The sequence below is a fragment of the Methanohalophilus sp. RSK genome (genome assembly GCF_003722075.1).
Taxonomy (GTDB): domain Archaea; phylum Halobacteriota; class Methanosarcinia; order Methanosarcinales; family Methanosarcinaceae; genus Methanohalophilus.
Window position 1 is genome coordinate 88,711 of sequence record NZ_RDSK01000009.1, and the last position, 25,529, is coordinate 114,239.

Genomic DNA, 25,529 nt, shown 5'->3' on the forward strand with positions numbered 1-25,529 from the left:
ATGGCAGCTACTATTGCAATAAAAAATGGACATGTTTTTGATCCCCTCAATGAGATAAATGGGGATATCATGGACATCTATATCAAGGACGGAAAAGTCGTCCCTGAATTATCTGATGCGGAAATGAAAGACGCAAAGGTCGTTGATGCCACTGGTAAAACTGTAATGCCAGGTGGTGTGGATTCCCACACCCATATTGCGGGTGCCAAAGTAAACTCCGGTCGTCTGATGCGGCCAGAGGATAGTTACAAGTGGAATCGTCCAAAGACCTCAATAACCCATTGCGGAACCGGGGAAACGGTACCTTCCGTATATCTTGAAGGATATGAGTATGCCCAGATGGGATATACCACAGCTTTTGAAGCTGCGGTCCCGCCTCTGGAAGCACGTCACACCCATGAAGAGATGCATTCCATCCCAATGCTTGACATGGGAGGATACCTTGTTCTTGGTAACAACTGGTTCATGATGCGCTATCTCAAGGAAGGCGACATTGACAAGGCTGCTGCATATGTGGCCTGGATGATGAGGACACACAAGACCTATGGTATAAAATGTGTCAACCCTGCAGGTGTGGAGAACTGGGGATGGGGTAAGAATGTCGAATCCCTGGATGAGACCAACATCCATTTTGAAATTACACCAAGGGAAATGATCGAAGGACTTACCGAAGTCAATGAAATGCTCGGTATTCCTATGCCGGTACACCTACACGCCAACAACCTGGGTCACCCGGGATGTTATGAAACAACAAAGGAATCCCTTACCATTCCATCAAAAGTCAAACCCAATCAGGATATGGGAGTTGAATGGGCAGAAACCAAGATTGATCCTACAAAGGATAAATCCATCTACCTGACTCACTTGCAATTCAATGCCTTTGGCGGAACATCCTGGAGAGACTTTGAATCCGGTGTGAAGGATATTACAGATTATGTCAACAGTCAGGACCATGTGGTAATTGACAGTGGTAGTGTACCTTTCGGTGAAGCCACATGTATGACCGGTGACGGTCCGTCTATTCATGATGTCGCAGTCCTTACAGGCGGTAAATGGTCCAACTGTGATGTGGAACTTGAATGTGGTTCCGGTGTATGCCCTTTCACATATCTTAAGAGCAACCCCGTACACAGTGTCCAGTGGGCAATGGGACTTGAATCTCTGCTTCTGATCGATGATCCATGGAAGACCATCATGACAACCGATAATCCTAACGGTGGACCATTCACCAAATATCCGAATGTCATGACCTGGTTGATGTCAGAGGCTTACAGGAATGAGACATTCAGCGAAGTCCACAAATGGGCAAATGACAGAAGTACACTCGGCGGTGTCAGCCGTGAACTGTCTCTCTATGACATTGCAACAATTACCCGTGCCACTCCTGCAAAGACCAATGGTATGGCACACAGGAAAGGAAGTCTTGCTGTTGGAGCAGATGGTGATGTAACTATTTATGATATCGATCCAACCAGGTTGGACGTTACAGCCAACTACAATGATCTGTTCACCAAATTCAGGTATGCCGATTATACCATCAAGGGCGGAGAAATTGCAGCCCATAACGGCGAGATAATGTCGATTCCCGAAAGAAGGACCTACTACAGTGACATAAAGGTCGATGCAAACGAGGAAAAGAAGATGCTTGAGGACGTGAAGAATTGGTTCAGGTACTACACCCTTGGTTTCGAGAACTATCCGACGCCTGAGAAATACCTCGTCAACCCAACCCCCATCAACGTAAACATGGAGAAGTGATGTCATGACAGAGGTAGTACTTACACCAAACACTGAAATTGATATTAAGATCGAAGCCGATGTAATCAAACCAGATGAGTTTGCAGGCAAGAGCAAGGAAGAAATTGAGCAGTTGATTGTCTGGCAGGGACCGGACAAATTGCCCTTGAAGAACTTCTTTGATGTAGAAGGTAAGGGTGGAAGCTCTGCTGAAGAGACTTCCATTGTGATCAAAGGGGATGTAGCCCGTGTGAAAATGATTGGAGCGGAAATGACGGCCGGCAAGATCACTATACAGGGTTCCACCGGCCTGAAAGTCGGAGCTGAGATGAAAGGCGGCGAAATTGTCGTGGAAGGGGATGCAGATTCCTGGGCAGGAACCGAGATGAAAGGCGGTTTGCTCCATGTAAAGGGCAACACAGTCGATCACCTGGGATGTGCCTACCGCGGCAGCTGGAAAGGGATGACCGGAGGCCGTATCGTTGTTGACGGAAATGCCCAGAGCCAGATCGGCGGAGGATTAACAGGCGGCGAGATCATTGTTAACGGTAATGCCGAAAATTTCTGTGGTATACGCCAGTCCGGTGGTCTTATTGTCATCAGAGGAAATGCTATACGTGCAATTGGTGCCGAAATGAGCGGTGGAACAATTGTGGTTGAAGGCCATATTACCAATTTCACTCCCGGTATGCAGTATGAAGACGAGCAATATGATCTATGTTTCGAAGACATCGAATGTGGCGGAGTATTCAAAAAATTCACAGGTGACTTTGCCATATCCAAAAAACCAAAAGGAGTCCTGTATGCTGGCAAAGAAGCAAACCTGGAGCTCTGAGGTGATATTATGAAAGCATTACTAAATACCGGAAGTACAATTTACGAAGGACAATTCGCCAAAGGTGGCGAAAAATATTCCGAAGGTTATATGAAGGAATGTGCCCTGTGCTGGATCTCTCCCTTGGATTTTGAAGAAATGGGATGTCCTGAAAAGGTTAAAGTAACCAGCATGGATGGTACACATACCGTAGCTGTATACACAAGATGCACTGACAGGGTGATGTGCGGTAACATATTCATGCCCCGTGCTATCTGGTCCAACGTAGTAATCGATCCGCACACCTTCTCCACAGGATCACCGATTTACAAGGGAAGTCCTGTAGATATAGAGCCTACTGACGAGGAGGTTCTCACAGCCGAGGATATTGTATTGAAAGTATATGCAGGAGGTAAGTGAAATGTTCAAGAACATATTCTGTCCCGTCTGTGGTGCTTCTTGTGATGATGTACAGGTTGAACTGAAAGATAACAGCATCACTGTCAAGAACGCATGTAAGATGGGGAATGCAAAGTTCCAGGAGGTAGTAAGCGAGCATCGTATCAGGAAACCCATGGTAAAAAAGGACGGGGAATTCGTGGAAGTCAGCTGGGAAGAAGCCCTGACAAAGGCCGCAGAAATCCTCACTGCTTCAAAGAAACCCATGCTCTTTATGGGTAGTGAAACCTCCTGTGAAGCCCAGGAAGTAGGTCTGCATATAGGCGAATATCTTGGTGGAACAGTAGATTCCAATGCGACAATCTGTCACGGTCCAACTGTAATGGGTATCCAGGAAGCAGGCTGTGCTGCAGCAACTGCGGGTACAAAAAAGAACCGCAGTGATGTAAACATCTACTGGGGCAACAACCCATTGGAATCCATGCCCAGACATATGTCCAAGTATGGTATTTTCCCCAGAGGTTACTGGACAAAGAGAGGACGTTTCGACAGGAAAGTTATTACTGTGGATCCAAGAAGAACACCGACAGCCGATGCTTCAGACCTTCATGTCCAGCTCAATCCCAACAGTGATTATGAATTGTTCAATGCTCTTTTGACAATCCTTAACGGGAAAGAACCTCACCACTCCGTTGAAAAAGTCACCGGTGTACCAATCTCCATCATGGAAGAAATGGCGGACATGATCCTCGATGCCAACTTTGCCAGTTTCGCCGTTGGTCTGGGTGTCAGTTCATCATATGGTAAATATCGTAACATCGAAATGGCACTTAACGTGGTCAAGGAGCTGAACAACAACCACGGCACTAAAGCCAGTATCGGTGCACTGCGTGGCCACTGCAATGTTGCAGGATTTAACATGGTTGCGTCCTATCTCTACGGTTATCCCTTCGGTCTTGATTTCACACGCGGCTACCCCAGGTATAACCCCGGTGAAACCACCTGTGTGGATATTCTCAGGGAAAAGGATACGGATGCGGCAATGGTTGTAGGTGCCGACCTTATGGCACACACTCCAGCAAACTGTGCATCCTATCTTGCAGAAATTCCAATGGTATGCATAGACATTGCTCCAGGCCCAACACCAACTGCAGCGGATGTAATACTGCCCGGCGTAATTGATGCTATGGAATGTGATGGTACATTCTACAGGCTGGACAATGTGTCCGTTTACTTCAAGCCCTTCACAACCTCTCCTTTTGACTTCACAGAAAGCAATGAGGATACCCTCAAGCAGCTCTTTGCGAAGATAAAGGAACTGAAGAGTTAAGCATGAGTAAGGAAGACTGGCACTTCGATAAGAAACCGGATACAGAGATTACGTGGAAAGAAGAGGAGCGGGATAATACCGCTCCTTATATTCCCATAAAATGTATCGAAGTGAAAGGAGACAATTCTCCAAAAGAGATCAGTGTGGATGTTGTTATTGAGGAAATGTTTGAAGTTTTCCTGAATGGCAATTTCATATCTTCTTTTTTGGCAAGTCCCCGGCAACTTAAGGAAATGGCTGCTGGCCACCTCCTATGTGAGGGACACATTGAAAATATTGACCAGATTATTTCAATTGATGTTGATGAAAATAAACTGTTATGTAAAACAAAATCTTCCTCGGAAGATAAAAATGCTATCATCTCTTCCTACTTATGTGACTGTGCACTGTGGAAGATACATCAGCTTACAAAAAACAAAACCATTCCCAACCCCAATATGAGGGTCAGGAGAGAAACCCTGTTCGATCTTATCGACTACATTTTTGAAAAGGGTAAAATATGGAGGCGTACCGGTGGTGCCCATTCTACTGTAATCGCAACCTCTGAGGGGGAAATACTCACATTTTGTGAGGATGTAAGCCGGGCATCAGCAGTTGATAAGGCAATCGGTAAAGCTGCACTGGACGATGTGAAACTTAATAACTGCATAATGGCAACTTCAGGGAGGTTGTCCGTTACAATGGTGGGAAAAGCTGTCAATGCCAGAATCCCCCTTATGGTGAGTAAAGCAGCACCAATGAACCAGGGGATTAGACATGCCAAGGAAAATAATATGACACTTGTAGGATTTGCCCGCAGACCCAATCTTTACATCTATTCCAATCCTGAGCGCTTGATCTAATATTTACTGCACAAAGGATATCTTTGTGCCACAATTCCTGTGAATCTGTTTTGTCCCGCCAGCCTGGCTTACGATTTTTAGCATTGTTGACGCATCATCGATTCTTGTACCCATTACAGCATTAAATCCCTCTTCAAAGAAAAGGTCCGGGTAAAGGGGTGTAGTAGGACCAAGCAAAATCGCGTTAGATGCCTGGCTTACTGATTTCATCAAAGGATCAAGTGAATTGTTCAAAAGAGTGGTACCTGTGATTATAGCAACATCGGATGATGCTATGGTTTCTTTCAGCTCTTCCTCAGGTACAATGGTTATCCTTTCATCTTCTATTGGCTTTTTTTCCGCCACATAAAGGGTTGAGGCCTTTTTTAGTATACCGGGAATCATGGGGGCAAAATGACCCACCATTGCTACACTATCATTATTTTTTATAATATCCAATACACTGGCATCTGACGAATCGTAAGAAGAAATCTCGCCCCGGGTCTTTTTGATGAAAGCATTGAGTGCACTGGTCGCCACTGTTCGTTTTAGTGAACTGGGTGATTTTCCCATCTCAAGAACCCGAGGCAAAGGGTTATTATGAATATTACCTGCGGATGAAAGGGTTTCACAGTGGGCTGATTGAGGAATCTGAGTTGCAGCAACACCACCGTGGTTACCAATTCTGGCACCACTGTAAACCACTCCCAGAGTTATTTCATCTACAATGCTTTCAGGAAAAGTATCAGCATTTTCTTTAGCAAGCCTGTCAATCAATCTGGTTAGTATATCACTCATTGGTACATCTCACGTTCTTTCAATTCTTGTGGTCAGATCAAGAGGTTGGGCATAATAAGGCGCAGTGGAGACAATAATATCCACATAAGGGGCATATTGCGGAATTTCGTCCGATTTAATACCACCTACCGCTATTTCCAGATTAGGATTTATCTTTTTAAGTTTAGTAACAATCACGGCCATCTCTTCAGGAGAATAATGATCAAGTAACAGGACATCGGCAATTTCAGCGTACTTTAATGCTTCGTCATTATCCCGTGGTTCGATTTCTATCTTTTTTACTGCTTTGAGTTTTTCCGGTGCATCTGCCACATCCAGATGGTTCTGTGTCACAAGAATGGAATCACTCAAGGAATTACGGTGGTGTGTTCCTCCAGCTACCTTTACCGCCTTTAATTCATATTTTCGAAAACCTGGATGGGTTTTGCGACTTGTGGCAATCATAATATCGGGATTTTCTTTTCTTGCAGCTTCTACGAAATTATGAGTCCGCGCTGCAATGGCACATACTATTGAAAGGAAAGTCTGGGAGACACGCCAGAGTTTGAACAATTCTCTGAGATCTCCTTGTGCGGAGAATATTACAGCTCCTCCTTCAAAATATTCACCGTTCTCAACTCTGTAGGTCACATCCAGTCCTTTGTTTTTGTAGAATTGTTCCAGATCATCGGCACATGCTCCAATTCCCTCATCCCGTGACAGAATGTTCAGAGTACCTTCACCATTTATCTGAAGCAATTCTGTGGTTTCATCCCCATAAGGACAATCTTCCTGCAAGTAATGTTCAAAATACTCTATCATACTAAACCAACCTTTAATTTACGCCAGCATTTCAAATCCTAAGTGTATAAAAATTCCTGGACATCCCTCATTTTGCCAGACACATAGAATAACACTTTCCGAATAGACTAAAAGGGTTTGGAGACTAACGATAAATGCTGCATGTAACGATTTTTAAGAGAAGTCACATCTATTCGGCCAGTGCTTTTTCCGACAGAGACAATCGGCTATTTCCTATGTGTTATGTACATGCGTACATATCAATAAAAAGCTATCGATTTAAAACCCGACAGTTTGATATTGGGACAAATTAATTTCAGAAATATGAACCTTTCAGAAATTGTAAATAAACTGGAAATTATTGCACCTCCCGAACTTGCAGAAGATTTTGATGAAGGCAGGATAGGCCTGACCCTTGACCTACAGAATGATGTTAATAAAATAGCTGTGGCTCTTGACCCTACCGAATACACACTTAATAGGGCAGCAGATATAGGTGCAGATTTGTTAATCACACATCACACACTACTGTTCCATTCGATTAATTCAATATCCTGCAACCTGGCAAAACACCTGAAGATCGCGCTGGATAACAATATTTCCCTCTATGCAATGCATACCAACTATGACCGGGCAGAAGGAGGAGTGAATGATATCCTTGCTGAAAAGCTGGGTCTTAAAAATATTGAGAAACTGGATATGGGATGTATAGGAGAAATGGATCCTGTCTCGAAGGATGTTTTCATCAACCACGTGTGCAAGTCCCTAAACACCCATGTACAATACGTCGGTGAAAAAGAAATGATTTCCAAAGTTATGGTCTTCGGTGGAAGTGGATTTAAAGAACCTTTTCTTGATATTGCTAATTCAATGGAGGTAGATGCCTATGTATCCTCTGAAATGAAACATGACGTGATTCGCAACTTTACGGATATGCTGCTGGTTGATGCCACCCACTATGCCACCGAAAATCCTGCAATGCAAGCCCTTGCAACCCGTCTGGAAAATGACCTGGGTATCGACACCGAATTTATTGACCACAATCCCCTGATACGTACTTCCTGAGGTGAGAATATAGATTCAGATGAAATATCGGATGAAGAACTGGAAGACATGCTTGCAGAATCATCCAGAAAAAGGGATCGCAAGCACCGGGGATTTGGTGGATACGAGCGCAATAAGATATACAGGGGTGTCGAGGTTAAAGAGAAAAAGGAAGACTGAATCAGGGATTTTCGATTACTTTTTTCCCGTGATCCATTGGTACAACCTGAAGTTGTGCATCCTTAAATTCATTCTCCAGGGGATCATCTTCTGCGATCCTGTCCAGAGTAACGGCTACAGCAGCCACTTCTGAATGAGGCTGGTTACCCACAGCAACATTCCAGTCAGCCAGTTCATATACCTCAAAGGGGACCTTTTCCGCCCCGACAACGATCATGAGTTTTTCACATTCCTGTATAGAGGGTACGGCATCTGGCAGATTGATACCATACATTGAAAGATGGCACACTTTTCCGCCTTCTGATTTCCATTTTTTAATCTCGGTCTTCCATTTTACATCATTACGGATATAAAAATCTCCTCCCCAGCGTTGGCATAGCTGGGTCACGCTCCGGGTAATAGAGGGATCGTTACTTGCAAGGAGTATCCCTTCAGCACCGAAAGCCCTTGCTGTAAGAGCCACGTGGGTTGTGATACGTTTATCTCTTTGAGGCCTGTGCCCCAGACGCAGTATTACAATTCTTTTCATGGGCAAAAATAGGAAAAATAATATTAAAGCGTAATGGCCGCTTTACACTTCCTTAAAGGATTGTACTCGTTCAAGTAGCATGCCTTCAACCACTATAGGGGAATCTCTTTGGGCATTCTGCAGAGCTGTTTCCAGTTTATTTTTCTTTTCTGCGTGAATGGTAAGAACGGGTTCACCTTTTTTAACCGGCTCTCCCTGTTTCTTGTTAATCAGCACACCTGCTCCTTTATCGTTGGGAGCACCGGCAAGCCTAGCAATCTGTACCACTCGCTTGTTCTTGAATTCAAGCACATAACCATTTGCCGGCGCAGTGATCTCAGCTGTATATTCACCCGGAATGATATCCTTGTAAGTGACGTCTGGATTGCCGCCCTGTACTTCTATTATTTCCCTGAATTTGGCAAGAGCTTTGCCACTTTTAAGGGTTTCCATGGCAAGTTCATTACCCTGACCACGGGCAGCCACTCCACCCATCTCAAGTAGCATTCCTGCAAGAACCATACTTTTTTCGATAAGACTGTTTGGTCCTTCGCCAGTTTCAAGTACCTGAAGAGCCTCACGTACTTCAAGTGCTGGTCCTACAGTTCGACCAACCGGGGAAGCACCATAGGTAAGGGCACAGTCCACATTCATTCCGAGTCGCTCACCCAGATTGATAAGATCACGAGCAAGTTTTCTGCCTTCCTGCACGTTTGCAATCTTGGTACCGGGGCCGGTGGGTATGTCAATAACCACATTATCAGCACCAACAGCTCCCTTTTTAGCCATTATTGATGCTAACAGCTGACAGTGTGGATCAATGGAGAGGGGGTATTCTACTTTGATAAGTTTGTCATCTGCAGGGGCTATGTTGGTGGCGCCACCCCATACCAGAACACCTCCAACTTTTTCTGTCATTTCCTTTACCTGGGAAGCGGAAAATTCAACCGGTGCCAGAATCTCCATAAGATCAGATGTCCCCCCTGCACCTGTAATTGCACGGGAGCTTGTTTTTGGGATCAGTAGCCCGTTAGCTGCTACAATTGGTACTACCAGAAGAGAAATCTTATTGCCCGGCACTCCTCCGATAGAATGCTTATCCATGATCGGACCCTTCGCAAATTCAAGTTTTTCTCCTGTATCTATCATCGCCCGGGTAAGCCATTCGGTTTCGTTATCTGTCATATCATTTATATAAGTGGATGTCAGGAAAGCAGCTAGTTCGATTTCACTCAGGTTCTCTTCCGCAATATCCTTGACAAGACCGTAGATCTCTTCCTGAACAAGTTTTTCCCCATCCATGTTTTTGCGGATCAAGCGCGCAGATTTGGGTTTCTCTGCAGGTTCGATCTCTACAATTTCGGTCCACTCCCTCTGAAGCTGTTCTTTAACTTCGTGATACAGTCCGATCATTCCGGGAGATATCATATCTTCTGTAAAATCCACAATTGCTGTAACTGTAACATGTCCTGTTACACGAACCCTGTCACCTTCATAAACACCCAGTTCTTTCGCATCTATGGAGTTAAGTATAATTTTGTATTTTCCGACTTTGATATCGATTGGCTGGACTTTAAGTTCCATTTTTACACCTTATATGAGTTTTGTACTATATTACATTGATAACTTATTTAAGTTTTCAAGAGGATTTTGTTTAATCAAATTATCTACTTTTCATTTATGCTTATTCAAAGGCAAATCGTAATGGAGTCGTATATCGAAAAAGCTATATAAACTTCTGCAGGAAAACAAATCTTAATATATAATAAATAAATATAATATTTATTGGGTAATAAAGTGGCTTCGATTTATACATTTGCCTCTGGGAAAGGGGGGACTGGAAAGACTACTGTTTCTGCCAATGTAGCCACAGCTCTTGCGGGTATGGGGAAAAGAGTGCTAATTATTGATACCGACCTTGGTATGGCAAATGTGGGATTGCTCTTCAGTTTTAATATAAACAAAACCCTACACGATGTGCTTGCAGGAGATATTGATGTAAGAGAGGCAATTTATGAGGGGCCCTACGGTGTCAAAATACTTCCTGCCGGATACACAATTAAAGGCTATCAGAAAGCTAATATCAAAATGCTTGAAAAAGTGCTTGACCAGTTAAACGGGGAATTTGATTTCATAATAATGGACACTCCTTCCGGAATCAATCCAAATATCATAATCCCTCTCAAACTCTCACATTATGTTGTGGTGGTCATGAATCCTGAGATTACTTCAATTACAGACTCCCTTAAAACGGCAACAATAGCCCGAAGTTATGATGTGCCGCTAAGAGGGGTTGTAGTTAACCGTATTGAAGATCGACTTAGTCAGAATTTGAGAGACAAGGTCCATGAATCAAGTGGTATGGACATAATAGGTGAAGTACCATCTGATATTGCAATCCAAAAAGCTCTTTCCCTCCAAAAACCCGTCGTTTACAACTATCCAACATCAGCTGCATCATTGAGTTTGAAAAGAATAGCAGCGCAAATGGCAGGTATTGAAAGTGACCCTGCCTACCTGGACGAAACCGGTTCGCAGCCTAAAAAGGGTTTTTTCCAGAGAATTAAAGGTATATTTTTTGCTCAATAAATGAAGGTGCAATTATATGGCTTCCTCTTCAGAAGAACAAATACAGAGAATGGAAGAAAATAGGGGCAGGGAGGACACGGAAGAGTCCTATAAAGAGAGGAATACGGACATTCATAAAAATGCGTCTGGGGGGGACGGCGATAATCCAGATGATTTCAATCTTGAAAAACAGATTGAAACAATGAGTACTGTATTTTCAGATTTAGCTAGTGAACCTAATGTCAATGAAGGGATTGACAAACTTGTTGAAAAAGAATTAATAAATCAGGAACTGCAACAGGGAAAGATACCAGAAGAAGTTCAAAGTGTCTGGGAAAAAGCCATCCGGGAAATTACAGAAGAACAAATGAAGGTTGATGAAAAAAATATTGAAATTCACAAATCTTCAATGTTGCAGAAAATAAAAGACATAATCACAAAACGTGAGATTGAATTCGAAAAATACGATATTGTAAAACATGGTCCTCTTGTAGACCTATCCGGAGAAGATAAACCTGGTGTACGTGAAATTGAACTTTATCCCATAAATCCTCCCTATTCCTACATTCGCATCCTTTATGACATGGAAATACATGAATATCAGTACAAGGTCATTGAGCCAGAACTAACTGATATGGAAAAAAAGTTGCTTGAAAACATTAAATTGCGCCTGATAGAGACCCTGGATATTGATCTGAAGGAAACCGAAAACTCAGATGCAAAAGATGTACTCCGATCCAGGTTTGTCGATTTCCTGAGAGATTACAGGATAGACCTGTCCCCTGCAAACAGGGAAAAACTTATCTATTATATCCAGCGGGATTTCCTGGGTTATGGGGATATTGATGCGGTGATGCGTGATCCGGATATTGAAGATATCTCCTGTGACGGACCTGGCACCCCCATCTATGTCTACCACAAAAAATACGAATCAATTCCTTCAAGTATAATATTTGATGTAGATGAAAAGTTGGATTCTTTTGTAATAAGAATGGCCCAAATCTGTGGAAAACACATCTCAATTGCAAATCCATTGCTTGATGCAACAATGCCGGATGGGTCCAGGATACAGCTGACCCTTGGAAGAGAAGTAACAACCTATGGAAGCACTTTTACGATACGCCGTTTTAATGAAAACCCAATAACTCCATCCCAATTGATCGGTTTCCATACTTATTCTACAGCCATGATGGCCTACCTCTGGCTTGCTGTTGAATCAAACAAAAGTATCATATTTGCCGGTGGTACAGCGTCAGGTAAAACAACTTCCATGAATGCAATTTCCATGTTCATTCAGCCCGAAATGAAATTAGTTTCGATTGAAGATACGAGGGAACTTAATCTTGCTCACCCCAACTGGATTCCGGGTGTAACAAGGCAGGCTTTTGCAGGTGAAGAAAGAGGATCCATAGGTATGTATGAACTCCTGAGAGCATCCCTGCGTCAGCGTCCGGAATACATACTTGTAGGAGAAGTAAGAGGAGCTGAAGCATATGTACTTTTTCAGGCAATGTCTACAGGCCACACCACATTTTCCACCATACATGCAGATTCCGTACAATCAATCGTCCATCGCCTTGAAAATCCTCCCATCAATGTACCCAGAATTATGATACAGGCGCTTGATGTTGTTTGTGTGCAGGCACAAGTCAAAGTTGGTGAAGAAAGGGTTAGGAGATGCAAGTCTATTACGGAGATAATTGGAGTAGACCCGCGAACCGGTGAACTGCTTACAAATGAAGTGTTTTTGTGGGGGGCAGGAAAAGACTCTTTCCAGTACTCAGGCAGATCCTATGTAATTGAAAGTTTGATGCTTGATCGTGGATGGGATGATGCAACTGCCAAAAAGGAATTACAACAACGACAGGATGTTATAGAGTGGGCTTTGCAAAGAGGGATTAATAATTACAAGGATTTTTCGAAGATAATTGTTGCCTATAAGAGAGAACCTGAAACAATAATAAAACTGGTAAAACAGGAAATGCAAGATGAGTAAACGATACTTCAGCTATGCCTATACCCTTTTCGGGGACCATTTTGCAAAAAAGAGACTCAAATACCATCGTCTCCGCCACAACCTGCTGAAAAGCAGGATGAACATAGGTTATGATATGTATTTATCCGGAGCAATGCTTTCTGCTATAATAGGGAGCATACTTGTATTTCTATTCTTTAATATATTAATTTTCATTACGGGTGTACCGGAAGTCCCGGGCACACGTTTATATTTGCCTTACTGGTTTGCTCCCATTGTTCCATATAAAGCCCTTATTGTGCAGGTATCTGGAAGTATAGCAATCCTGCTATTATCTTTTGTATCCATCTTTAAAGGCTTTGTTCTCTATCCAGCTTTGATTGCAGGAGACAGAAAACGCAACATAGAACAAATCCTGCCCTATGCGATAAATTATATGTCTGCAATGTCAGGAGCAGGAGTGCTTCCCGTAGAACTTTTTAAGTCCCTGGCTAAAAATTCCATTTACGGGGAAGTTGCAGTTGAAGTGCGTTATCTGGTAAGGGACATAGAAGTGTTGGGGAAGGACCTGGTAACCGCCATGAAGAATATCTCGCTTACCACTCCATCACCTATGCTTCAGGAATTTTTGCAGGGGGCAATTACGGTTGTTACATCAGGGGGCGAACTGGAACCATATTTTAAGATAAAGACCGATCAATATATAGTGGAAAACAGGCAGAGACAAAAAGAATTTCTTGAAACACTGGGACTTCTCGGCGAAACTTATGTTACTGCATTTGTAGCAGGTCCGCTTTTCCTTATAATAGTCATATCGATCATGTCTATAATGGGTGGGGCAAATATGCTGTTTCTCTACATTCTTGTGTATGCCATAGTACCTGTAGGAAGTATTTTGTTTGTAATTCTTATCAGTAGTTTGACTCCGGAGGAGTAAAATGAAGCTTATTGGCAAAGATCCGGTAAAAAGTAATGAACCTTTAAGTGAGGAAAAACTTCAGGTACTTGAAGACCTCACTATAAAAGAAAAACTGGAAAAAGCCAAAGAACATGTGATAATAAAGGAATTTACTAAAACCCCAAAGGAATTCTTATTCAAAAACCCATTATATTCTATAGTCTTCAGCGGACCACTTTCATTGATCTTTCTGATAATAGGACTGAAGTTGACGTGGGGTACACCATTTATAGATGATGTGATAATATTTTCAGTTCTAATTTCAATTTCGCTTCCTGCATACACTTTCTTCAAAAAAAGGCGTTTTATAAATCAGGTAGAGGAATACATACCAAATTTCCTCCGGGACATGGCAGAGATGAGCCGTGCCGGACTTACATTGCCTGCAGCAGTCAATACATTGACAAAAGCTGACTATGGAGTACTAACAGAAGAAGTTAAACAAATGGATGCTTCCCTTTCCTGGGGCATTTCTTTTGAGGTAACCCTGGAGAATTTTGCCCAACGTCTCAATACCCCCCTTATATCAAGGTCTGTAGCTTTAATTACACAGGCAAACAGGGCCGGCGGAAGAACTTCATCCGTACTTGATGCAGCTGCCAGGGATGCAAATGAGATCAAGACCTTGCAGAGGGAAAGAAAGGGGAACATGGTGGTTTATGTTGTGATCAGTTACATGTCATTCCTTGTTTTCCTCTTTGTGGTTCTTATGTTAACCTCTAAATTCGTACCAACCATGGCAGAAGCCGGGAATGCAGCAGCATCTGCAGGTGCAGGAAGTCAATTCATAGGTGCTTTTGATCCGGATCATTTCACCCGTATATTATTCCACGCTTCTGTGATCCAGGGGTTTGTTACAGGAATCGTAGCAGGCCAGATGGGGGAAGGACAGGTATCAGCAGGCTTAAAGCACTCCTTATTGCTGACCATCATAGCCTGGGCCACTTTCACCTTCCTTATCTGAGAGCCTTTTCAAGATTTTCGTTTACCTTTTCCCTGATATTCCTGAAAATATCTTGTCTCTCAGTATCAATTCCCACTACCAGAGGACCGAATTCATCCATTTCAAGTACCCATACCGCTTCGGGCATGCCCAGATCAAGCCAGTGAACATCACAAACCTCTGTTATGGAATTGACCGCCAGTGCAGCACATCCTCCCGTATAGACAAGATAGACACATTTTCCTTTCATTGAATCGGCGACATGGTCCATCCCACCCTTACCTATCAACATTCTCACATTGTGTCTTTCCAGAAGTGGAGGAGTCATCACAGACATACGTGCACTGGTAGTCGGACCGGCAGCCACAGGTTCCCATATTCCGGATTCCTTTTCTTGCATAAGGGGGCCGCAATGATAGATAGCGGCTCCTTCCAGATCAAATGGCATGTTTTCCAGAGGAGTTTCCAGGATACGTTTATGAGCTTCATCCCGGGCTGTGAAAACCTTGCCGGATATATAGACCACATCACCAATACGCAGGGATTCTATGTCCTCGATGGAAAGAGGGGTTTTCAGATGATATTCCATTTGCCATCACCTCCAATAACAGCTGTGGCATGCCTGTTGGCCCAACACTGGATATTGATAGCCACGGGAAGGGAAGCGGTGTGGCAGTGGGCTGTCCTGATATGAACCGCCAGAGCCGTCGTATCGCCACCTGTACCCATAGGACCAACTCCCAGGGAATTGACTTTTTTCAGCAGAGCATGTTCCTTTTCATCCATGTCATTTACCTGCTCCAGCAAAGCGCTTTTGGCAAGCAGGGCGGCCTTGTCAAATGATCCACCAACACCAATACCCAGTATCACAGGTGGGCAGGGCTTCCCCCCGGCATTCCTGACAGTTTCAAGGACAAGACGGTCGATTGAATCACCTTCTGTTGGATTAAGCATTTTCAGTATGCTCATATTTTCCGAGCCTGCACCTTTAGGAACGGCTGTGATCCTCAGTTCTGCTGAGTCATTAAAATAATATTTTATATCCGGCAACCCATCTCCGGTATTATCCCCACTATTAATGCGTGTCAGAGGATGTACGGCATTGGGCCTAAGAGGTACGGCAGATGTGGCTTTCCTGACCCCCTCAATAAGAGCTTGTTCAATATCTGGAAGGGGTGAGATTTTGCGGCCGATTTCCACAAAAAGGATGATAATTCCGGTATCCTGGCATATGGGCACAGAATGCCTGCGAGCAATCCCTGTATTTTTCAGTATTGCCTGCAAATGGGAGCGTGCAATCTCACTGCTCTCCTCCTGTTCAGCGTTTTCCAGACAAGCAACTACATCATCCGGCAATTCAGTTTCTGCCCTTTGTATGGCTGAGACGGTTGCTTCCACAATGTCTTCGTGTTTAATTCCTGATTCCAAGAAAGATCACCTGCATTACAAAAAATGCTGTACATTTCATAATTTTCATACCAACTGTCACATTCCTTCTTCAAACTGGAATTTGTGCCTGTTAATTTTCATTATCTTTACAAGTGATAACATTACAGGTACTTCGACCAGTACACCTACTACAGTTGCCAGTGTTGCTCCTGAAGTTGCACCAAACAGTATTAATGTAGTGGCTACTGCCAGTTCAAAGAAGTTACTTGGTGCAATAAATGTAGAAGGTGCAGCTTCATAGAAGGGGATTTTCAGCTTTTTTGCACCATCATAGCTGATTGCAAATATAAAATATGTTTGCACTATGATAGGTATAGCAATCAAGGCAATATGGAGAGGATATTTGATTATCATTTCACCCTGAAGAGTAAAAATCAAGACCAGGGTTATTAGGAGTCCCATTAAATATAAATACCACCATGCCCCATGTTTTTATGGAGGTATGCCAAGATAACTTGAAATATTTAAGCGATGCTCTATGTATTAATGCAGGGTCTTATCCTTAAAGGCCTGGTTAAATCTAGGGTGCAGAGTATTTTGATTGTTTTGAGCATATCTTCTAGGTAGGGGTATTAAATGAAAGAGATATATGACAAAATGGCAATGGAAGCCATGAACGCACAGAAGGCAGTTGTAAGTACTATAAATAAGAAGCGAGGCACTGCCTTTAAAGTAGAGGATGCAAAACCATACGTAGATGCAGTCAATAAAATGCAGGCCAAAGGTGAACAGTGCAAAGAAGTATTCGATCTGCACATCAATTCAGTTAACACGCATTATGAGGTCCTCTCCGGGTTAACCGACACTGTAAGGCCGGAAGACGATCCTTATGTAGAACATTATCAGACGCCCCCCGTATTGGAGATATTGTATGAGGAAGACCCAGCCTTCAGGGAGTCAGTGGAAAAGTTCATTGACATGATTGGCAGGTCAGAGGCACTTATAGGCAAAGAATCCATGAGAAGATATGCAGGCTTCTATGGTCCTACATGTGTGGTAGACTTTGCCTTTTCTCCAGGAAGCACAAGTAATGTTGTTAACAGAATACTGCAGGAAACAGACATTCCGGTAGATCACAAACGCGCAATCCTTTCTTCCAAGTCATGGGGAATGAACACATCATACGGAATAGGTGCCAAGTTCCAGATGGCAATTGAGAACGGCAAGACTCCTGATGAAGCTGTTAAAGAAGAAATTGAGATGCTCCAGATGGTCTATGATACTCCCATGGCTGCACAGATCAAGTTAATGGATGAAGCTGGCCACACGTCTTTTGATGTGAAGAAATACATGAACCAGTATAAGCAGAGAATGAAGCCAACTATAAAAGCTGCAATGGATGCTGATGTTTTCTACGGTAATATCGTCACAGTTCCTGCATATAGTGTGGGAGATGTTGCTCATCACATATCGCAGTCGATGTTCAACATGACAAAAGATGATGTCGTAATGGCAGTTATCAATGCCGTGACAGACGTCATGGACGGGACCATGAAGAATGCCATGGGCAATTTCAAAAATGAGTACTCACCGCTGACCATTGCAACAGATGCAGCCGCAGGAGCAACTACGAAATTACTCTGGATGGATGGATTCACAACTATGATGGTTCTCGACCTGCTAGTCAAGAGATTCCATAACTTTGTGCTCACCAATCCAACAAGAGGTGCCGCAGCTGAACTTCACAACGTTGACTTTATGGACTTGATCGAAAAGGGTGAACGTATCATTGATCACAAGCCAAGGGGAATGGGCGGAATGATCCAGGGCATACCAATTGACTTTAGTCCGATCGAGAAGAACGAGGTCCTCAACAACCCTCAGCGCTACACATATCCTGCCTGTGCCATCACCGTTCGTTTCTCGGCACTTATGCGTCTGGCTGATTTCCCATGCATGCTGACAAGTGAGCCCGTAACTGCTACAATGCTGACCAACATTATAGCTCTGCACAAGACCGAACCACATTCACCTGCACGTACCTGCAAGTTCTGTGCAGCAAACTACTTCGATTACAAGTGCAAGGACTGTAACTGGACGGAGGCAGTTTGATCACAGATGTGCCTCGATGAGGCACATTTTGTTTTCAGGCAGGAGGTTTTATGTCAGAAGTAAGTCTGTTTAAAAAATCCATCGCAGAATTGATAGGGACTTATGTACTGGTTTTCCTGGGAACAGGTTCAGTTGTGACAACTGTCCTGCTGACACAAGGGGATACTTTGATTCCTAGCAATACTTTCAATATAGGAATTGATATCGCTGCATGGTTTGCCATAGGAATTTCATTCGGAATTGCTGTATTGGCAATGATCTATGCTTTCGGGCATATTTCGGGAACGCACATCAATCCGGCAGTCAGCATTGCGCTGTGGGCTACAAAGCGCATGAAAACTTCGGATATGGTCAGTTATATTGTAGCCCAGCTCATAGGTGCAAGTCTTGCATCCTTCACCATTGTGGGCATTCTTGGTTCGAGGGCCGTTGCAAGCGGCCTTGGCGCAACTGCCATGTTAGGCGGTCTGGGCTATGGGCAAGCAATATTATGTGAAGCTGTAGCAACATTCTTCCTGATGCTTACCATAATGGGAACTGTTGTGGATAAAAGGGCTCCAGGGGGATTTGCAGGTCTTGCCATAGGTCTTGTGGTTGCTGCGGATGTCACTGTAGTAGGTAATATAACGGGTTCATCCCTGAATCCAGCTCGTACCTTTGGTCCATATATTGCAGACTTTCTGTTAGGCGGGCAAAATCTGTGGTGGCAATACCCAATATACCTGATCGGACCTATCATCGGAGCACTTGTTGCAGCGCTAATCTATGATTATGTGTCGGATGTTAAAAAAGTGTCTTGAGAAGATACTTTCTTCCCTTTTTATCAAATAACCCCAGTTTGACAGTTTCTACTCTATCTTGAAGAGAATGTCTTCTCTTTCAACCCAAAATTTTCATTTTTTTTGTCAGGAAAAGCTATTTGACAGTTCAAACAATTTCATGTGAAAAACTCCGATTTCATCGGTTTTCTTTAAAATGGATGCAATTTTCAGGAATCTTGGCCTGAATTTACTCGCTGAACCCTTATGTTCATAAGAATAATGCTCATCTGTCAAATTCTTTGTCCAAAAAATGGGCAAAAATCAGAAAAAACACAATCCAATGACTTATGTGATACTGTCAAATCAATGGGGCAAAAAATGGATAAAATTATAAAAACAAGCATGGAAGAAAGAAAAGATGCTAGCGAACGACCAGAAGAAAAAAGATAAACATAGAGATTAGAATAGAACCTAAAAAGAGAGACATTCAGTTGATTAAAAATAAAACTGTCAAAGTTGGGTTACAATATATTCACATAGTATTGTTTTAAAACCAAAAAAATTACAAATCAAATTTTAAAATATTAGATGTTGATTGGTGCGAGAGGGGGGATTCGAACCCACGAACTCCTACGAGAATGGATCTTGAGTCCATCGCCGTTGGCCGCTTGGCTACTCTCGCACACTGGTTTTGAAGTTAAGGATAATAATTATCCTGCAAGCAAAATATTGCAACGTCTAAATAACATGATTTTTTATAAATCTATCGCAGGAAATGTGGAAACTTTTGTGATTTTGTGCATATGGAATCCATTTCAATATTTATTGAAACAGATATATTGATATAGATAGAACGCGATTTAACAATTATTGAAATGCATTATTATGGCAACAGAGGTCTTATAAATGGAAGATAAATCCTGCATTACAAAAGAAGCAAAAGGTCTTGGTTTCTTTGAAAGATACCTGACCCTGTGGGTAGGACTATGCATTGTTGCCGGTATCCTGCTTGGCAGGTTCGCCCCCGGAGTTGCAATATACCTTGATAGTCTTGCTATTTATTCCAACGGTGCCCCCGTAATCTCGATCCCGATAGCAATCTGTTTGTTCTTCATGATGTATCCTATCATGGTGAAAATCGATTTCGATGAAGTACTCAAAGCCGGGAAGAATTTCAAACCCGTCGGCCTGACACTTTTCATAAACTGGGCTGTCAAACCTTTCACTATGTATGCAATATCCCTGTTCTTCCTCGGCGGCCTTTTTTTGCATTTCATTGGCCCGGAAGCAGTGGATCTAATCAAGATGCCTCTTGGACTAAACCTGCCTGTGGGTGCAACCTATGGTGAAGGTACGGTAGTGCTTGAAAATGGGGTGAAAATGCTTGAGGTACCCCTCTGGCGCAGTTATTTTGCAGGAACTATCCTGCTTGGTATTGCACCCTGTACCGCAATGGTGCTTGTCTGGGGCCACCTGGCCAGAGGCAATGACGGCCACACACTGGTCATGGTCGCAATCAATTCACTTGCAATGCTACTACTCTATGGCCCACTTGGAGGCTATCTTTTGGGCATAGGCAGTTTTCCAGTCCCATGGGAAGCCCTTGCTCTCTCGGTTGGCATATATGTCGCCCTGCCACTTATTGCAGGCTACCTGTCACGCAAGTTCATAATGAGGACAAAAGGAGAGGAATGGTTCAATACCAATTTCCTCCACCTGCTGACTCCGATAACCATCACTGCACTGCTCATTACACTGGTCCTCCTGTTCAGTTACAAGGGTGACATGATCGTAGCACAGCCCCTGACTATCCTGTGGATAGCAGTACCACTGATTATCCAGACGTGTGTGATTTTTGCCCTGGGATACGTGGTCTCAAAAGGAATCGGTCTTACCTATGAAAATGCTGCCCCAACGGCAATGATAGGAGCATCCAATCACTTCGAGGTAGCCATTGCAACAGCGACCATATTGTTTGGAATATCCTCCGGAGCTGCCCTTGCAACGGTCGTAGGAGTATTGATAGAGGTGCCGGTAATGCTGATGCTGGTAAAGATATGCCTGCGTACAAAGGGCTGGTTTAGGGGCTGAAAAGCCCACATTTTCCTTTTTAGTGATAGCAGGAACACCTCAATACATCATACAAAACCTATTTTTGCAATAAGTTCCAAGTTCCATATACAGAGGTGGTTTCATTAGATATCCAATATTCCTTTTTTTTATCATTATAGTGCTTGTAGCAGGCTGCATTTCCAACACACCGCAGGAAACAGAAAGTGGTGTGCAGGACAATGAGACAGAAACACTGGAAAATGACGGTGTTGAACTTACACCTATTGAAGAGCAGCGCAACAATGGCATCAAGGGAAGCCAGTATATTGATAGAGATACCTACACACTCAAAATCAGTGGAATGGTAAATGAAACTGAAAATATAAGTTATGAGCAGCTCACCTCCTACCCAGCCGTTTCCAGGGTTGTGCCGCTTGACTGTGTAGAAGGCTGGCGCTTTACAGCACTGTGGACCGGTGTACCAGTGGAAATCCTCTTAGAAGAAGCGGGAGTCAGTGCAGGGGCGAATACGGTTATTTTCTATTCAAAAGACGGTTATTCTACATCCCTTTCCCTGGATTACCTGATTGATAACAATATTATCGTTGCCTACAAACTTAACAACGTCACCCTCCCCCAGGAAAGAGGCTTTCCCCTGCAACTTGTAGCAGAGGGAAAATATGGTTACAAATGGGCTAAATGGATCACAGCGATAGAGGTTACGGACAACGACAGTTATGAAGGATTCTGGGAAAGCCGCGGCTACAATAATAATGCAGATGTGGATGGCCCAAGGTTTCAATAATTAGAAATAAGATTCAGAGATTGGAAGAAGGCAGAGGTATTGTAAAACAGGTGCAAACCATACAATTCGGGACTTTTTGTTTCTAAGCCCAATTACCTCCGCCTTACTCTTCCAGAAGTTATAATCATTCCTCTGTTGCATTTATACTTCTACAATATAATATACAGAGTATATAGAATAAATATATCACAGAACCACAAGTCAGAACCAATTGTACCTGACATATACTGATACTTCAGGATAATTCTGCAATTTTCGTGAAATAAACTTTTTAAATATAGACCCTGTCTATTACTAGCAATGGGAAAAAATGAGACTAACGATGAGCAAACCTGTGGCTCTCTTGACAAAAACAAAGAAATTGTGCTGAAAGTCGCCAGAGAAGGCTGGAATCCTGTTATCGTAGATAAGCACTGTACAGATGATTATCTGATGCATTATGGCGGAGAAAAACTGGACAGGGAAAATCTCAAGGAATTCATGGGTGCCATACACCATGCCCTTCCAGACCTTCATTTTGAAATAGAAGATATAATAGCTGAAAAAGACAAGGTTGTTACGCGCTGGAAAGCAGAAGGAACCCATAAAAGGGCATTTCAGGGTGTATTTCCTACAAACCACAAAGTTAGTTTTACGGGAATGACCATAAGCAGGGTGAAGGGTGAAAAGATTGCCGAGGAATGGGAAGAGGTCGACCAGCTCAATTTTACCCAACAATTTGGAGTCTATCCCGACGATTTGTAATTTATTATATAGCAGACAACACTATCCTCTGCCCACTTGATTTTAATATAAAAAGATATTAATTAAACCATCAAAACATCACTGGAATAATTCTTCGGAGAATTCAATTGGACACTACTAACCTCATATTGGCGATATTTTTAGTATACTGGGCCGCAGTTGCCTATCTTAACAAAAGGGGTGTACTGGAGAAGTACAACATATCCGCATATGGCCCTATACTCATGATCAGAACTGTCAGGGGTGTGGCTCTTCTGGATAAACTTGCAAAACCCCGCCGTTACTGGAGAGTATTTGCAAATACCGGCATTGTGCTAATGTTCATAGGCATGTTTGCCATGCTTTTTATTGTCATTCTTTCAGATATCGCGCTTATTTCTTCCCTTACAGAGAATGCAATGCCTCAACCCGGGAAATTCAACGAGGCACGTAATGTATTCCTGATCCCCGGTGTCAACGAATTTATCCCGCTTACCTGGGGCATCATTGCCCTGGTAGTAACACTTGTGGTTCATGAATTTGCCCATGCCATTCTTGCCAGGGTAGAAGATATCAGGGTAAAATCCATGGGAATACTTTTTGCCCTGGTGCCTATTGGAGGATTTGCTGAACCCGATGAGGAGCAACTTTTCGGGGAAGGGAAAGACGAATTTGGAAGTCCTGTAATAAATGAAAAAAAGGCCACCAGAAACCAGCGTGCACGCGTCCTGGCTGCCGGAGTGATGTCTAATTTTGCAGTGGCCCTGATTGCTTTTGTTCTCTTTTTCGGACCAGTGCTGGGGGCTATAGCTCCTATGAGCGATACAATGGTCGTGAATGTTAAAGAAAACTCTGTAGCTGATATTGCAGGTATTGAAAAGGGAATGATAATTACCGGCATCGATAATCAGGAAATACGTTATGCCAATGACGTTGTAGCCTATTTGAACAAAACAGAAATTGGATCTACGGTCACCCTGAAAGCAGCCAAAGACCGAAAGGTAAGAGAGTATGAACTGAAAGTAACCGACAAGCAGGATACCGGAGATTTTGGAATATATATCAATGATATTGTAGATGGTTCACCTGCAGAAAGAAGTAACCTTGAAAAAGGGATGTTTTTACTATCCATCAATAATGTTACTACCCAAACCCCTGAAGAATTTGTCAATTTCATGAATACCACAACTGCCGGCCAGGAAGTGGAGATAAAGGTCAAGACAACTGAGGGAGAATATAATAAATACACTCTGACACTGGGGCAACATCCGGATGGCACTTCTGAAAAAGGATTTTTGGGAGTCTATTATGGCACAGATGGCGTAAAGAATATACCGGTCGGACTTTCCATCGGCGAGTACCCCGCCCACGAATATCTGGATATGCTCAAAGGTCTGCCTTCTATGCTTACCGGTGTAGCTGGCTGGGTAATTATGTTAGGCCTGCCCATAATAGGATTTACAGGAGAAGGATTCCCCGGCTTTAGTGGCACTTTTGCCCAGTTCTATGAACCTGTTGGGTGGGGCGAGCCTCTCGGTGTAGGAATATTCTGGGTTGCCAACAGCCTTCTTTGGATTGGATGGCTGAACTTCTATGTAGGCTTATTCAACTGCCTTCCGGCTGTCCCGCTGGACGGAGGACATGTATTCAGGGATTACCTCCAATCGTTCCTCAAACGGTTTACAGGAGATGAAATCAAGTCAACCACTCTTGCAGGAACCATAGCAGGCACATTTACAATCCTAATCATATTGTCCTTTGTCCTGATGATATTCGGACCTTACATAGTTCATGGTTTCTAAACACAGGATGGATGAAAATGAAATTACCGGCCAAGTGGAGACGATCACTGTACCATTACCTGGGAATTTCCCTGGGATTGGTAATCATAGATACGATCTTCTTCCTCCTGCTGGTAAATTATGAGGGGCAAACGCAGTTTTATAATCCTGTAGATGCTCTATATTGGGTGATTTCAACTACCACTACTGTAGGTTACGGAGACATTGTTTTAACAAGTCCAATTGGCAAAATTTTTGCCATCTTCGTAGAATTGAGTGGCGTAGCCATGGTATTTGGGATTTTGATTACTTTTGTCATCACACCATGGTTTGAAAAAGCCCTGAACATGCCCCTTCCAACAAAAGCCCAGGACTCCTTTTATTCCCATATAATCATTTGTGGCTACAACCGGTTAATGGAAACACTCATAGATGAACTTGAGGACCAGAAAGTCAATTTCATAATCATTGAAGACAATGAAGAGATACTTCGAAGCCTTATTGAAAAAAAAAGACCATGCATATACGGTAAAGCTACAGATGACGAAACACTGGAAAATGCCAGGATTCGCAATGCTCGCTTTTTGATAGCAAATCGCTCTGATGAAGAAAACGCCAGTATTGTCCTTACCGCTTCCAGTCTTGCAGATGTTCACATAATAGCAGTAGCCGAAGATTCAGCAAATATCAAATACCTCAAATATGCAGGTGCAAATCGTGTAGTTTCCCCCAAACTTGTACTTGGCAGGTTCCTGGGAAAAAAAGCACTGGACCCCTATGTAATGGGGCTTGGCGGTGCAACTACATTTATGGATGGATATAACATTGTAGAACTTCCCGTATACCCTGCAAGCCAGCTTATTGGCAAACCATTCAACGAAGCTAATATCCACAAGAAAACAGGAGCAAATATAATAGGATTAAGAAAAGAAGGTAAATTGCTCCTGAAAGTTGAGGATGAAGAAATAATTAAAGAAAATACTGTACTGCTTGCAACCGGTACAATGGAACATTTGAGTGAATTAAAGGATCTTACAAAATGACAGGTGAC

25 protein-coding genes and 1 tRNA gene are annotated in these 25,529 nt (G+C 43.0%); 18 read left to right on the forward strand and 8 right to left on the reverse strand.

Features of this window, described 5'->3' with window-relative positions:
- Genes EFE42_RS03390 through fdhD form a run of 5 tightly spaced genes read left to right on the forward strand, consistent with a single transcriptional unit; the run spans position 1 to position 5,122 of the window.
- Positions 1-1,758: a formylmethanofuran dehydrogenase subunit A gene (locus EFE42_RS03390; RefSeq protein ID WP_123135919.1), complete on the forward strand. Its 1,758-nt coding sequence runs from the start codon at positions 1-3 to the stop codon at positions 1,756-1,758.
- A 4-nt stretch (positions 1,759-1,762) separates the two neighbouring features.
- Complete coding sequence (locus EFE42_RS03395) at positions 1,763-2,572, forward strand: formylmethanofuran dehydrogenase subunit C (RefSeq protein ID WP_123135920.1); 810 nt, start codon at positions 1,763-1,765, stop codon at positions 2,570-2,572.
- 9 nt (positions 2,573-2,581) lie between these two features.
- Entirely contained in the window at positions 2,582-2,971 is a 390-nt protein-coding gene (locus tag EFE42_RS03400) for a molybdopterin dinucleotide binding domain-containing protein (RefSeq protein ID WP_123135921.1), read from the forward strand.
- A gap of 1 nt (position 2,972) precedes the next feature.
- Positions 2,973-4,280: a formylmethanofuran dehydrogenase subunit B gene (locus EFE42_RS03405; protein ID WP_123135922.1), complete on the forward strand. Its 1,308-nt coding sequence runs from the start codon at positions 2,973-2,975 to the stop codon at positions 4,278-4,280.
- 2 nt (positions 4,281-4,282) lie between these two features.
- Entirely contained in the window at positions 4,283-5,122 is an 840-nt protein-coding gene (gene fdhD / locus EFE42_RS03410; RefSeq protein ID WP_123135923.1) for a formate dehydrogenase accessory sulfurtransferase FdhD, read from the forward strand.
- Positions 5,123-5,125: 3 nt separating this feature from the next.
- Here fdhD and EFE42_RS03415 read toward each other — a convergent pair whose 3' ends face one another.
- Together EFE42_RS03415 and EFE42_RS03420 are read right to left on the reverse strand one after the other, a co-directional pair.
- On the reverse strand, positions 5,126-5,899 hold the full coding sequence (locus tag EFE42_RS03415; RefSeq protein ID WP_123135924.1) for a DUF364 domain-containing protein: 774 nt from the start codon (positions 5,897-5,899) through the stop codon (positions 5,126-5,128).
- A gap of 9 nt (positions 5,900-5,908) precedes the next feature.
- Positions 5,909-6,700 (reverse strand): nicotinate-nucleotide pyrophosphorylase, encoded by a 792-nt coding sequence (locus EFE42_RS03420; protein ID WP_123135925.1) that lies wholly within the window; start codon positions 6,698-6,700, stop codon positions 5,909-5,911.
- Positions 6,701-7,003: 303 nt separating this feature from the next.
- On the opposite strand from EFE42_RS03420, the gene EFE42_RS03425 reads away from it, so the two are divergent.
- The gene (locus tag EFE42_RS03425) at positions 7,004-7,744 is read left to right on the forward strand and encodes a Nif3-like dinuclear metal center hexameric protein (RefSeq protein WP_123135926.1); all 741 of its coding nucleotides are present in this window, start codon (positions 7,004-7,006) and stop codon (positions 7,742-7,744) included.
- Positions 7,745-7,904: 160 nt separating this feature from the next.
- Here the strand turns inward: EFE42_RS03425 and EFE42_RS03430 are convergent, their stop codons facing one another.
- Both EFE42_RS03430 and EFE42_RS03435 read right to left on the reverse strand, forming a co-directional pair.
- A complete protein-coding gene (locus EFE42_RS03430) occupies positions 7,905-8,432 on the reverse strand; it encodes a tRNA (cytidine(56)-2'-O)-methyltransferase (RefSeq protein WP_123136129.1) in 528 nt (175 codons plus the stop codon).
- A 42-nt stretch (positions 8,433-8,474) separates the two neighbouring features.
- Positions 8,475-9,995 carry an AMP phosphorylase gene (locus EFE42_RS03435; protein WP_123135927.1) on the reverse strand — a complete coding sequence of 507 codons (1,521 nt, stop codon included), beginning with the start codon at positions 9,993-9,995 and terminating at the stop codon, positions 8,475-8,477.
- 201 nt (positions 9,996-10,196) lie between these two features.
- Here EFE42_RS03435 and minD point away from each other — a divergent pair, with 201 nt between their 5' ends.
- Genes minD through EFE42_RS03455 form a run of 4 tightly spaced genes read left to right on the forward strand, consistent with a single transcriptional unit; the run spans position 10,197 to position 14,876 of the window.
- Positions 10,197-11,000, forward strand: coding sequence for a cell division ATPase MinD (gene minD / locus EFE42_RS03440; protein WP_123135928.1), 804 nt, complete (start codon positions 10,197-10,199; stop codon positions 10,998-11,000).
- Between the two features lie 16 nt (positions 11,001-11,016).
- On the forward strand, positions 11,017-12,975 hold the full coding sequence (locus EFE42_RS03445; protein WP_123135929.1) for a type II/IV secretion system ATPase subunit: 1,959 nt from the start codon (positions 11,017-11,019) through the stop codon (positions 12,973-12,975).
- A complete protein-coding gene (locus tag EFE42_RS03450) occupies positions 12,968-13,891 on the forward strand; it encodes a type II secretion system F family protein (RefSeq protein ID WP_123135930.1) in 924 nt (307 codons plus the stop codon). Before EFE42_RS03445 ends, EFE42_RS03450 begins: the two co-directional genes overlap by 8 nt.
- 1 nt (position 13,892) lies before the next feature.
- A complete protein-coding gene (locus EFE42_RS03455) occupies positions 13,893-14,876 on the forward strand; it encodes a type II secretion system F family protein (protein WP_123135931.1) in 984 nt (327 codons plus the stop codon).
- On the opposite strand, the gene EFE42_RS03460 is transcribed toward EFE42_RS03455, so the two are convergent.
- The 3 genes from EFE42_RS03460 to EFE42_RS03470 are packed head-to-tail and all read right to left on the reverse strand — an operon-like array spanning position 14,869 to position 16,706.
- Positions 14,869-15,444, reverse strand: coding sequence for a FumA C-terminus/TtdB family hydratase beta subunit (locus EFE42_RS03460; RefSeq protein ID WP_123135932.1), 576 nt, complete (start codon positions 15,442-15,444; stop codon positions 14,869-14,871). The genes EFE42_RS03455 and EFE42_RS03460 overlap by 8 nt on opposite strands.
- Positions 15,429-16,283: a fumarate hydratase gene (locus tag EFE42_RS03465; RefSeq protein ID WP_123135933.1), complete on the reverse strand. Its 855-nt coding sequence runs from the start codon at positions 16,281-16,283 to the stop codon at positions 15,429-15,431. Before EFE42_RS03465 ends, EFE42_RS03460 begins: the two co-directional genes overlap by 16 nt.
- 57 nt (positions 16,284-16,340) lie before the next feature.
- The gene (locus EFE42_RS03470; protein ID WP_305021957.1) at positions 16,341-16,706 is read right to left on the reverse strand and encodes an arsenic resistance protein; all 366 of its coding nucleotides are present in this window, start codon (positions 16,704-16,706) and stop codon (positions 16,341-16,343) included.
- A gap of 174 nt (positions 16,707-16,880) precedes the next feature.
- Here EFE42_RS03470 and EFE42_RS03475 point away from each other — a divergent pair, with 174 nt between their 5' ends.
- The 3 genes from EFE42_RS03475 to EFE42_RS10480 all read left to right on the forward strand — a co-directional run bounded on the left by EFE42_RS03475 (position 16,881) and on the right by EFE42_RS10480 (position 19,567).
- On the forward strand, positions 16,881-18,356 hold the full coding sequence (locus tag EFE42_RS03475) for a DUF2193 domain-containing protein (RefSeq protein ID WP_123135934.1): 1,476 nt from the start codon (positions 16,881-16,883) through the stop codon (positions 18,354-18,356).
- A gap of 50 nt (positions 18,357-18,406) precedes the next feature.
- Positions 18,407-19,156 carry an MIP/aquaporin family protein gene (locus EFE42_RS03480; RefSeq protein ID WP_123135935.1) on the forward strand — a complete coding sequence of 250 codons (750 nt, stop codon included), beginning with the start codon at positions 18,407-18,409 and terminating at the stop codon, positions 19,154-19,156.
- 225 nt (positions 19,157-19,381) lie between these two features.
- Complete coding sequence (locus EFE42_RS10480) at positions 19,382-19,567, forward strand: hypothetical protein (protein WP_123135936.1); 186 nt, start codon at positions 19,382-19,384, stop codon at positions 19,565-19,567.
- A 146-nt stretch (positions 19,568-19,713) separates the two neighbouring features.
- On the opposite strand, the gene EFE42_RS03490 is transcribed toward EFE42_RS10480, so the two are convergent.
- Positions 19,714-19,799, reverse strand: a tRNA-Leu gene (locus EFE42_RS03490).
- A 224-nt stretch (positions 19,800-20,023) separates the two neighbouring features.
- Here EFE42_RS03490 and arsB point away from each other — a divergent pair.
- From arsB to EFE42_RS03515, 5 genes are all read left to right on the forward strand, one after another.
- Entirely contained in the window at positions 20,024-21,208 is a 1,185-nt protein-coding gene (gene arsB / locus EFE42_RS03495; protein ID WP_123135937.1) for an ACR3 family arsenite efflux transporter, read from the forward strand.
- A gap of 139 nt (positions 21,209-21,347) precedes the next feature.
- Positions 21,348-21,974 (forward strand): molybdopterin-dependent oxidoreductase, encoded by a 627-nt coding sequence (locus EFE42_RS03500; protein WP_233564704.1) that lies wholly within the window; start codon positions 21,348-21,350, stop codon positions 21,972-21,974.
- 300 nt (positions 21,975-22,274) lie between these two features.
- Positions 22,275-22,718: an ester cyclase gene (locus EFE42_RS03505; RefSeq protein WP_123135939.1), complete on the forward strand. Its 444-nt coding sequence runs from the start codon at positions 22,275-22,277 to the stop codon at positions 22,716-22,718.
- A gap of 107 nt (positions 22,719-22,825) precedes the next feature.
- Positions 22,826-24,499, forward strand: coding sequence for a site-2 protease family protein (locus EFE42_RS03510; RefSeq protein ID WP_123135940.1), 1,674 nt, complete (start codon positions 22,826-22,828; stop codon positions 24,497-24,499).
- Between the two features lie 17 nt (positions 24,500-24,516).
- On the forward strand, positions 24,517-25,521 hold the full coding sequence (locus EFE42_RS03515) for a TrkA family potassium uptake protein (RefSeq protein WP_123136130.1): 1,005 nt from the start codon (positions 24,517-24,519) through the stop codon (positions 25,519-25,521).
- Positions 25,522-25,529 lie beyond the last annotated feature (8 nt).

What these genes read in the sequence shown, in the direction of transcription:
- EFE42_RS03390 (WP_123135919.1), top strand. Translation starts at nt 1, where the DNA reads ATGGCAGCTACTATTGCAATAAAAAATGGACATGTTTTTGATCCCCTC.
- EFE42_RS03395 (WP_123135920.1), top strand. Translation starts at nt 1,763, where the DNA reads ATGACAGAGGTAGTACTTACACCAAACACTGAAATTGATATTAAGATC.
- EFE42_RS03400 (WP_123135921.1), top strand. Translation starts at nt 2,582, where the DNA reads ATGAAAGCATTACTAAATACCGGAAGTACAATTTACGAAGGACAATTC.
- EFE42_RS03405 (WP_123135922.1), top strand. Translation starts at nt 2,973, where the DNA reads ATGTTCAAGAACATATTCTGTCCCGTCTGTGGTGCTTCTTGTGATGAT.
- fdhD (WP_123135923.1), top strand. Translation starts at nt 4,283, where the DNA reads ATGAGTAAGGAAGACTGGCACTTCGATAAGAAACCGGATACAGAGATT.
- EFE42_RS03415 (WP_123135924.1), bottom strand. Translation starts at nt 5,899, where the DNA reads ATGAGTGATATACTAACCAGATTGATTGACAGGCTTGCTAAAGAAAAT.
- EFE42_RS03420 (WP_123135925.1), bottom strand. Translation starts at nt 6,700, where the DNA reads ATGATAGAGTATTTTGAACATTACTTGCAGGAAGATTGTCCTTATGGG.
- EFE42_RS03425 (WP_123135926.1), top strand. Translation starts at nt 7,004, where the DNA reads ATGAACCTTTCAGAAATTGTAAATAAACTGGAAATTATTGCACCTCCC.
- EFE42_RS03430 (WP_123136129.1), bottom strand. Translation starts at nt 8,432, where the DNA reads ATGAAAAGAATTGTAATACTGCGTCTGGGGCACAGGCCTCAAAGAGAT.
- EFE42_RS03435 (WP_123135927.1), bottom strand. Translation starts at nt 9,995, where the DNA reads ATGGAACTTAAAGTCCAGCCAATCGATATCAAAGTCGGAAAATACAAA.
- EFE42_RS03445 (WP_123135929.1), top strand. Translation starts at nt 11,017, where the DNA reads ATGGCTTCCTCTTCAGAAGAACAAATACAGAGAATGGAAGAAAATAGG.
- EFE42_RS03450 (WP_123135930.1), top strand. Translation starts at nt 12,968, where the DNA reads ATGAGTAAACGATACTTCAGCTATGCCTATACCCTTTTCGGGGACCAT.
- EFE42_RS03455 (WP_123135931.1), top strand. Translation starts at nt 13,893, where the DNA reads ATGAAGCTTATTGGCAAAGATCCGGTAAAAAGTAATGAACCTTTAAGT.
- EFE42_RS03460 (WP_123135932.1), bottom strand. Translation starts at nt 15,444, where the DNA reads ATGGAATATCATCTGAAAACCCCTCTTTCCATCGAGGACATAGAATCC.
- EFE42_RS03470 (WP_305021957.1), bottom strand. Translation starts at nt 16,706, where the DNA reads ATGGGACTCCTAATAACCCTGGTCTTGATTTTTACTCTTCAGGGTGAA.
- EFE42_RS03475 (WP_123135934.1), top strand. Translation starts at nt 16,881, where the DNA reads ATGAAAGAGATATATGACAAAATGGCAATGGAAGCCATGAACGCACAG.
- EFE42_RS03480 (WP_123135935.1), top strand. Translation starts at nt 18,407, where the DNA reads ATGTCAGAAGTAAGTCTGTTTAAAAAATCCATCGCAGAATTGATAGGG.
- EFE42_RS10480 (WP_123135936.1), top strand. Translation starts at nt 19,382, where the DNA reads ATGTTCATAAGAATAATGCTCATCTGTCAAATTCTTTGTCCAAAAAAT.
- arsB (WP_123135937.1), top strand. Translation starts at nt 20,024, where the DNA reads ATGGAAGATAAATCCTGCATTACAAAAGAAGCAAAAGGTCTTGGTTTC.
- EFE42_RS03505 (WP_123135939.1), top strand. Translation starts at nt 22,275, where the DNA reads ATGGGAAAAAATGAGACTAACGATGAGCAAACCTGTGGCTCTCTTGAC.
- EFE42_RS03515 (WP_123136130.1), top strand. Translation starts at nt 24,517, where the DNA reads ATGAAATTACCGGCCAAGTGGAGACGATCACTGTACCATTACCTGGGA.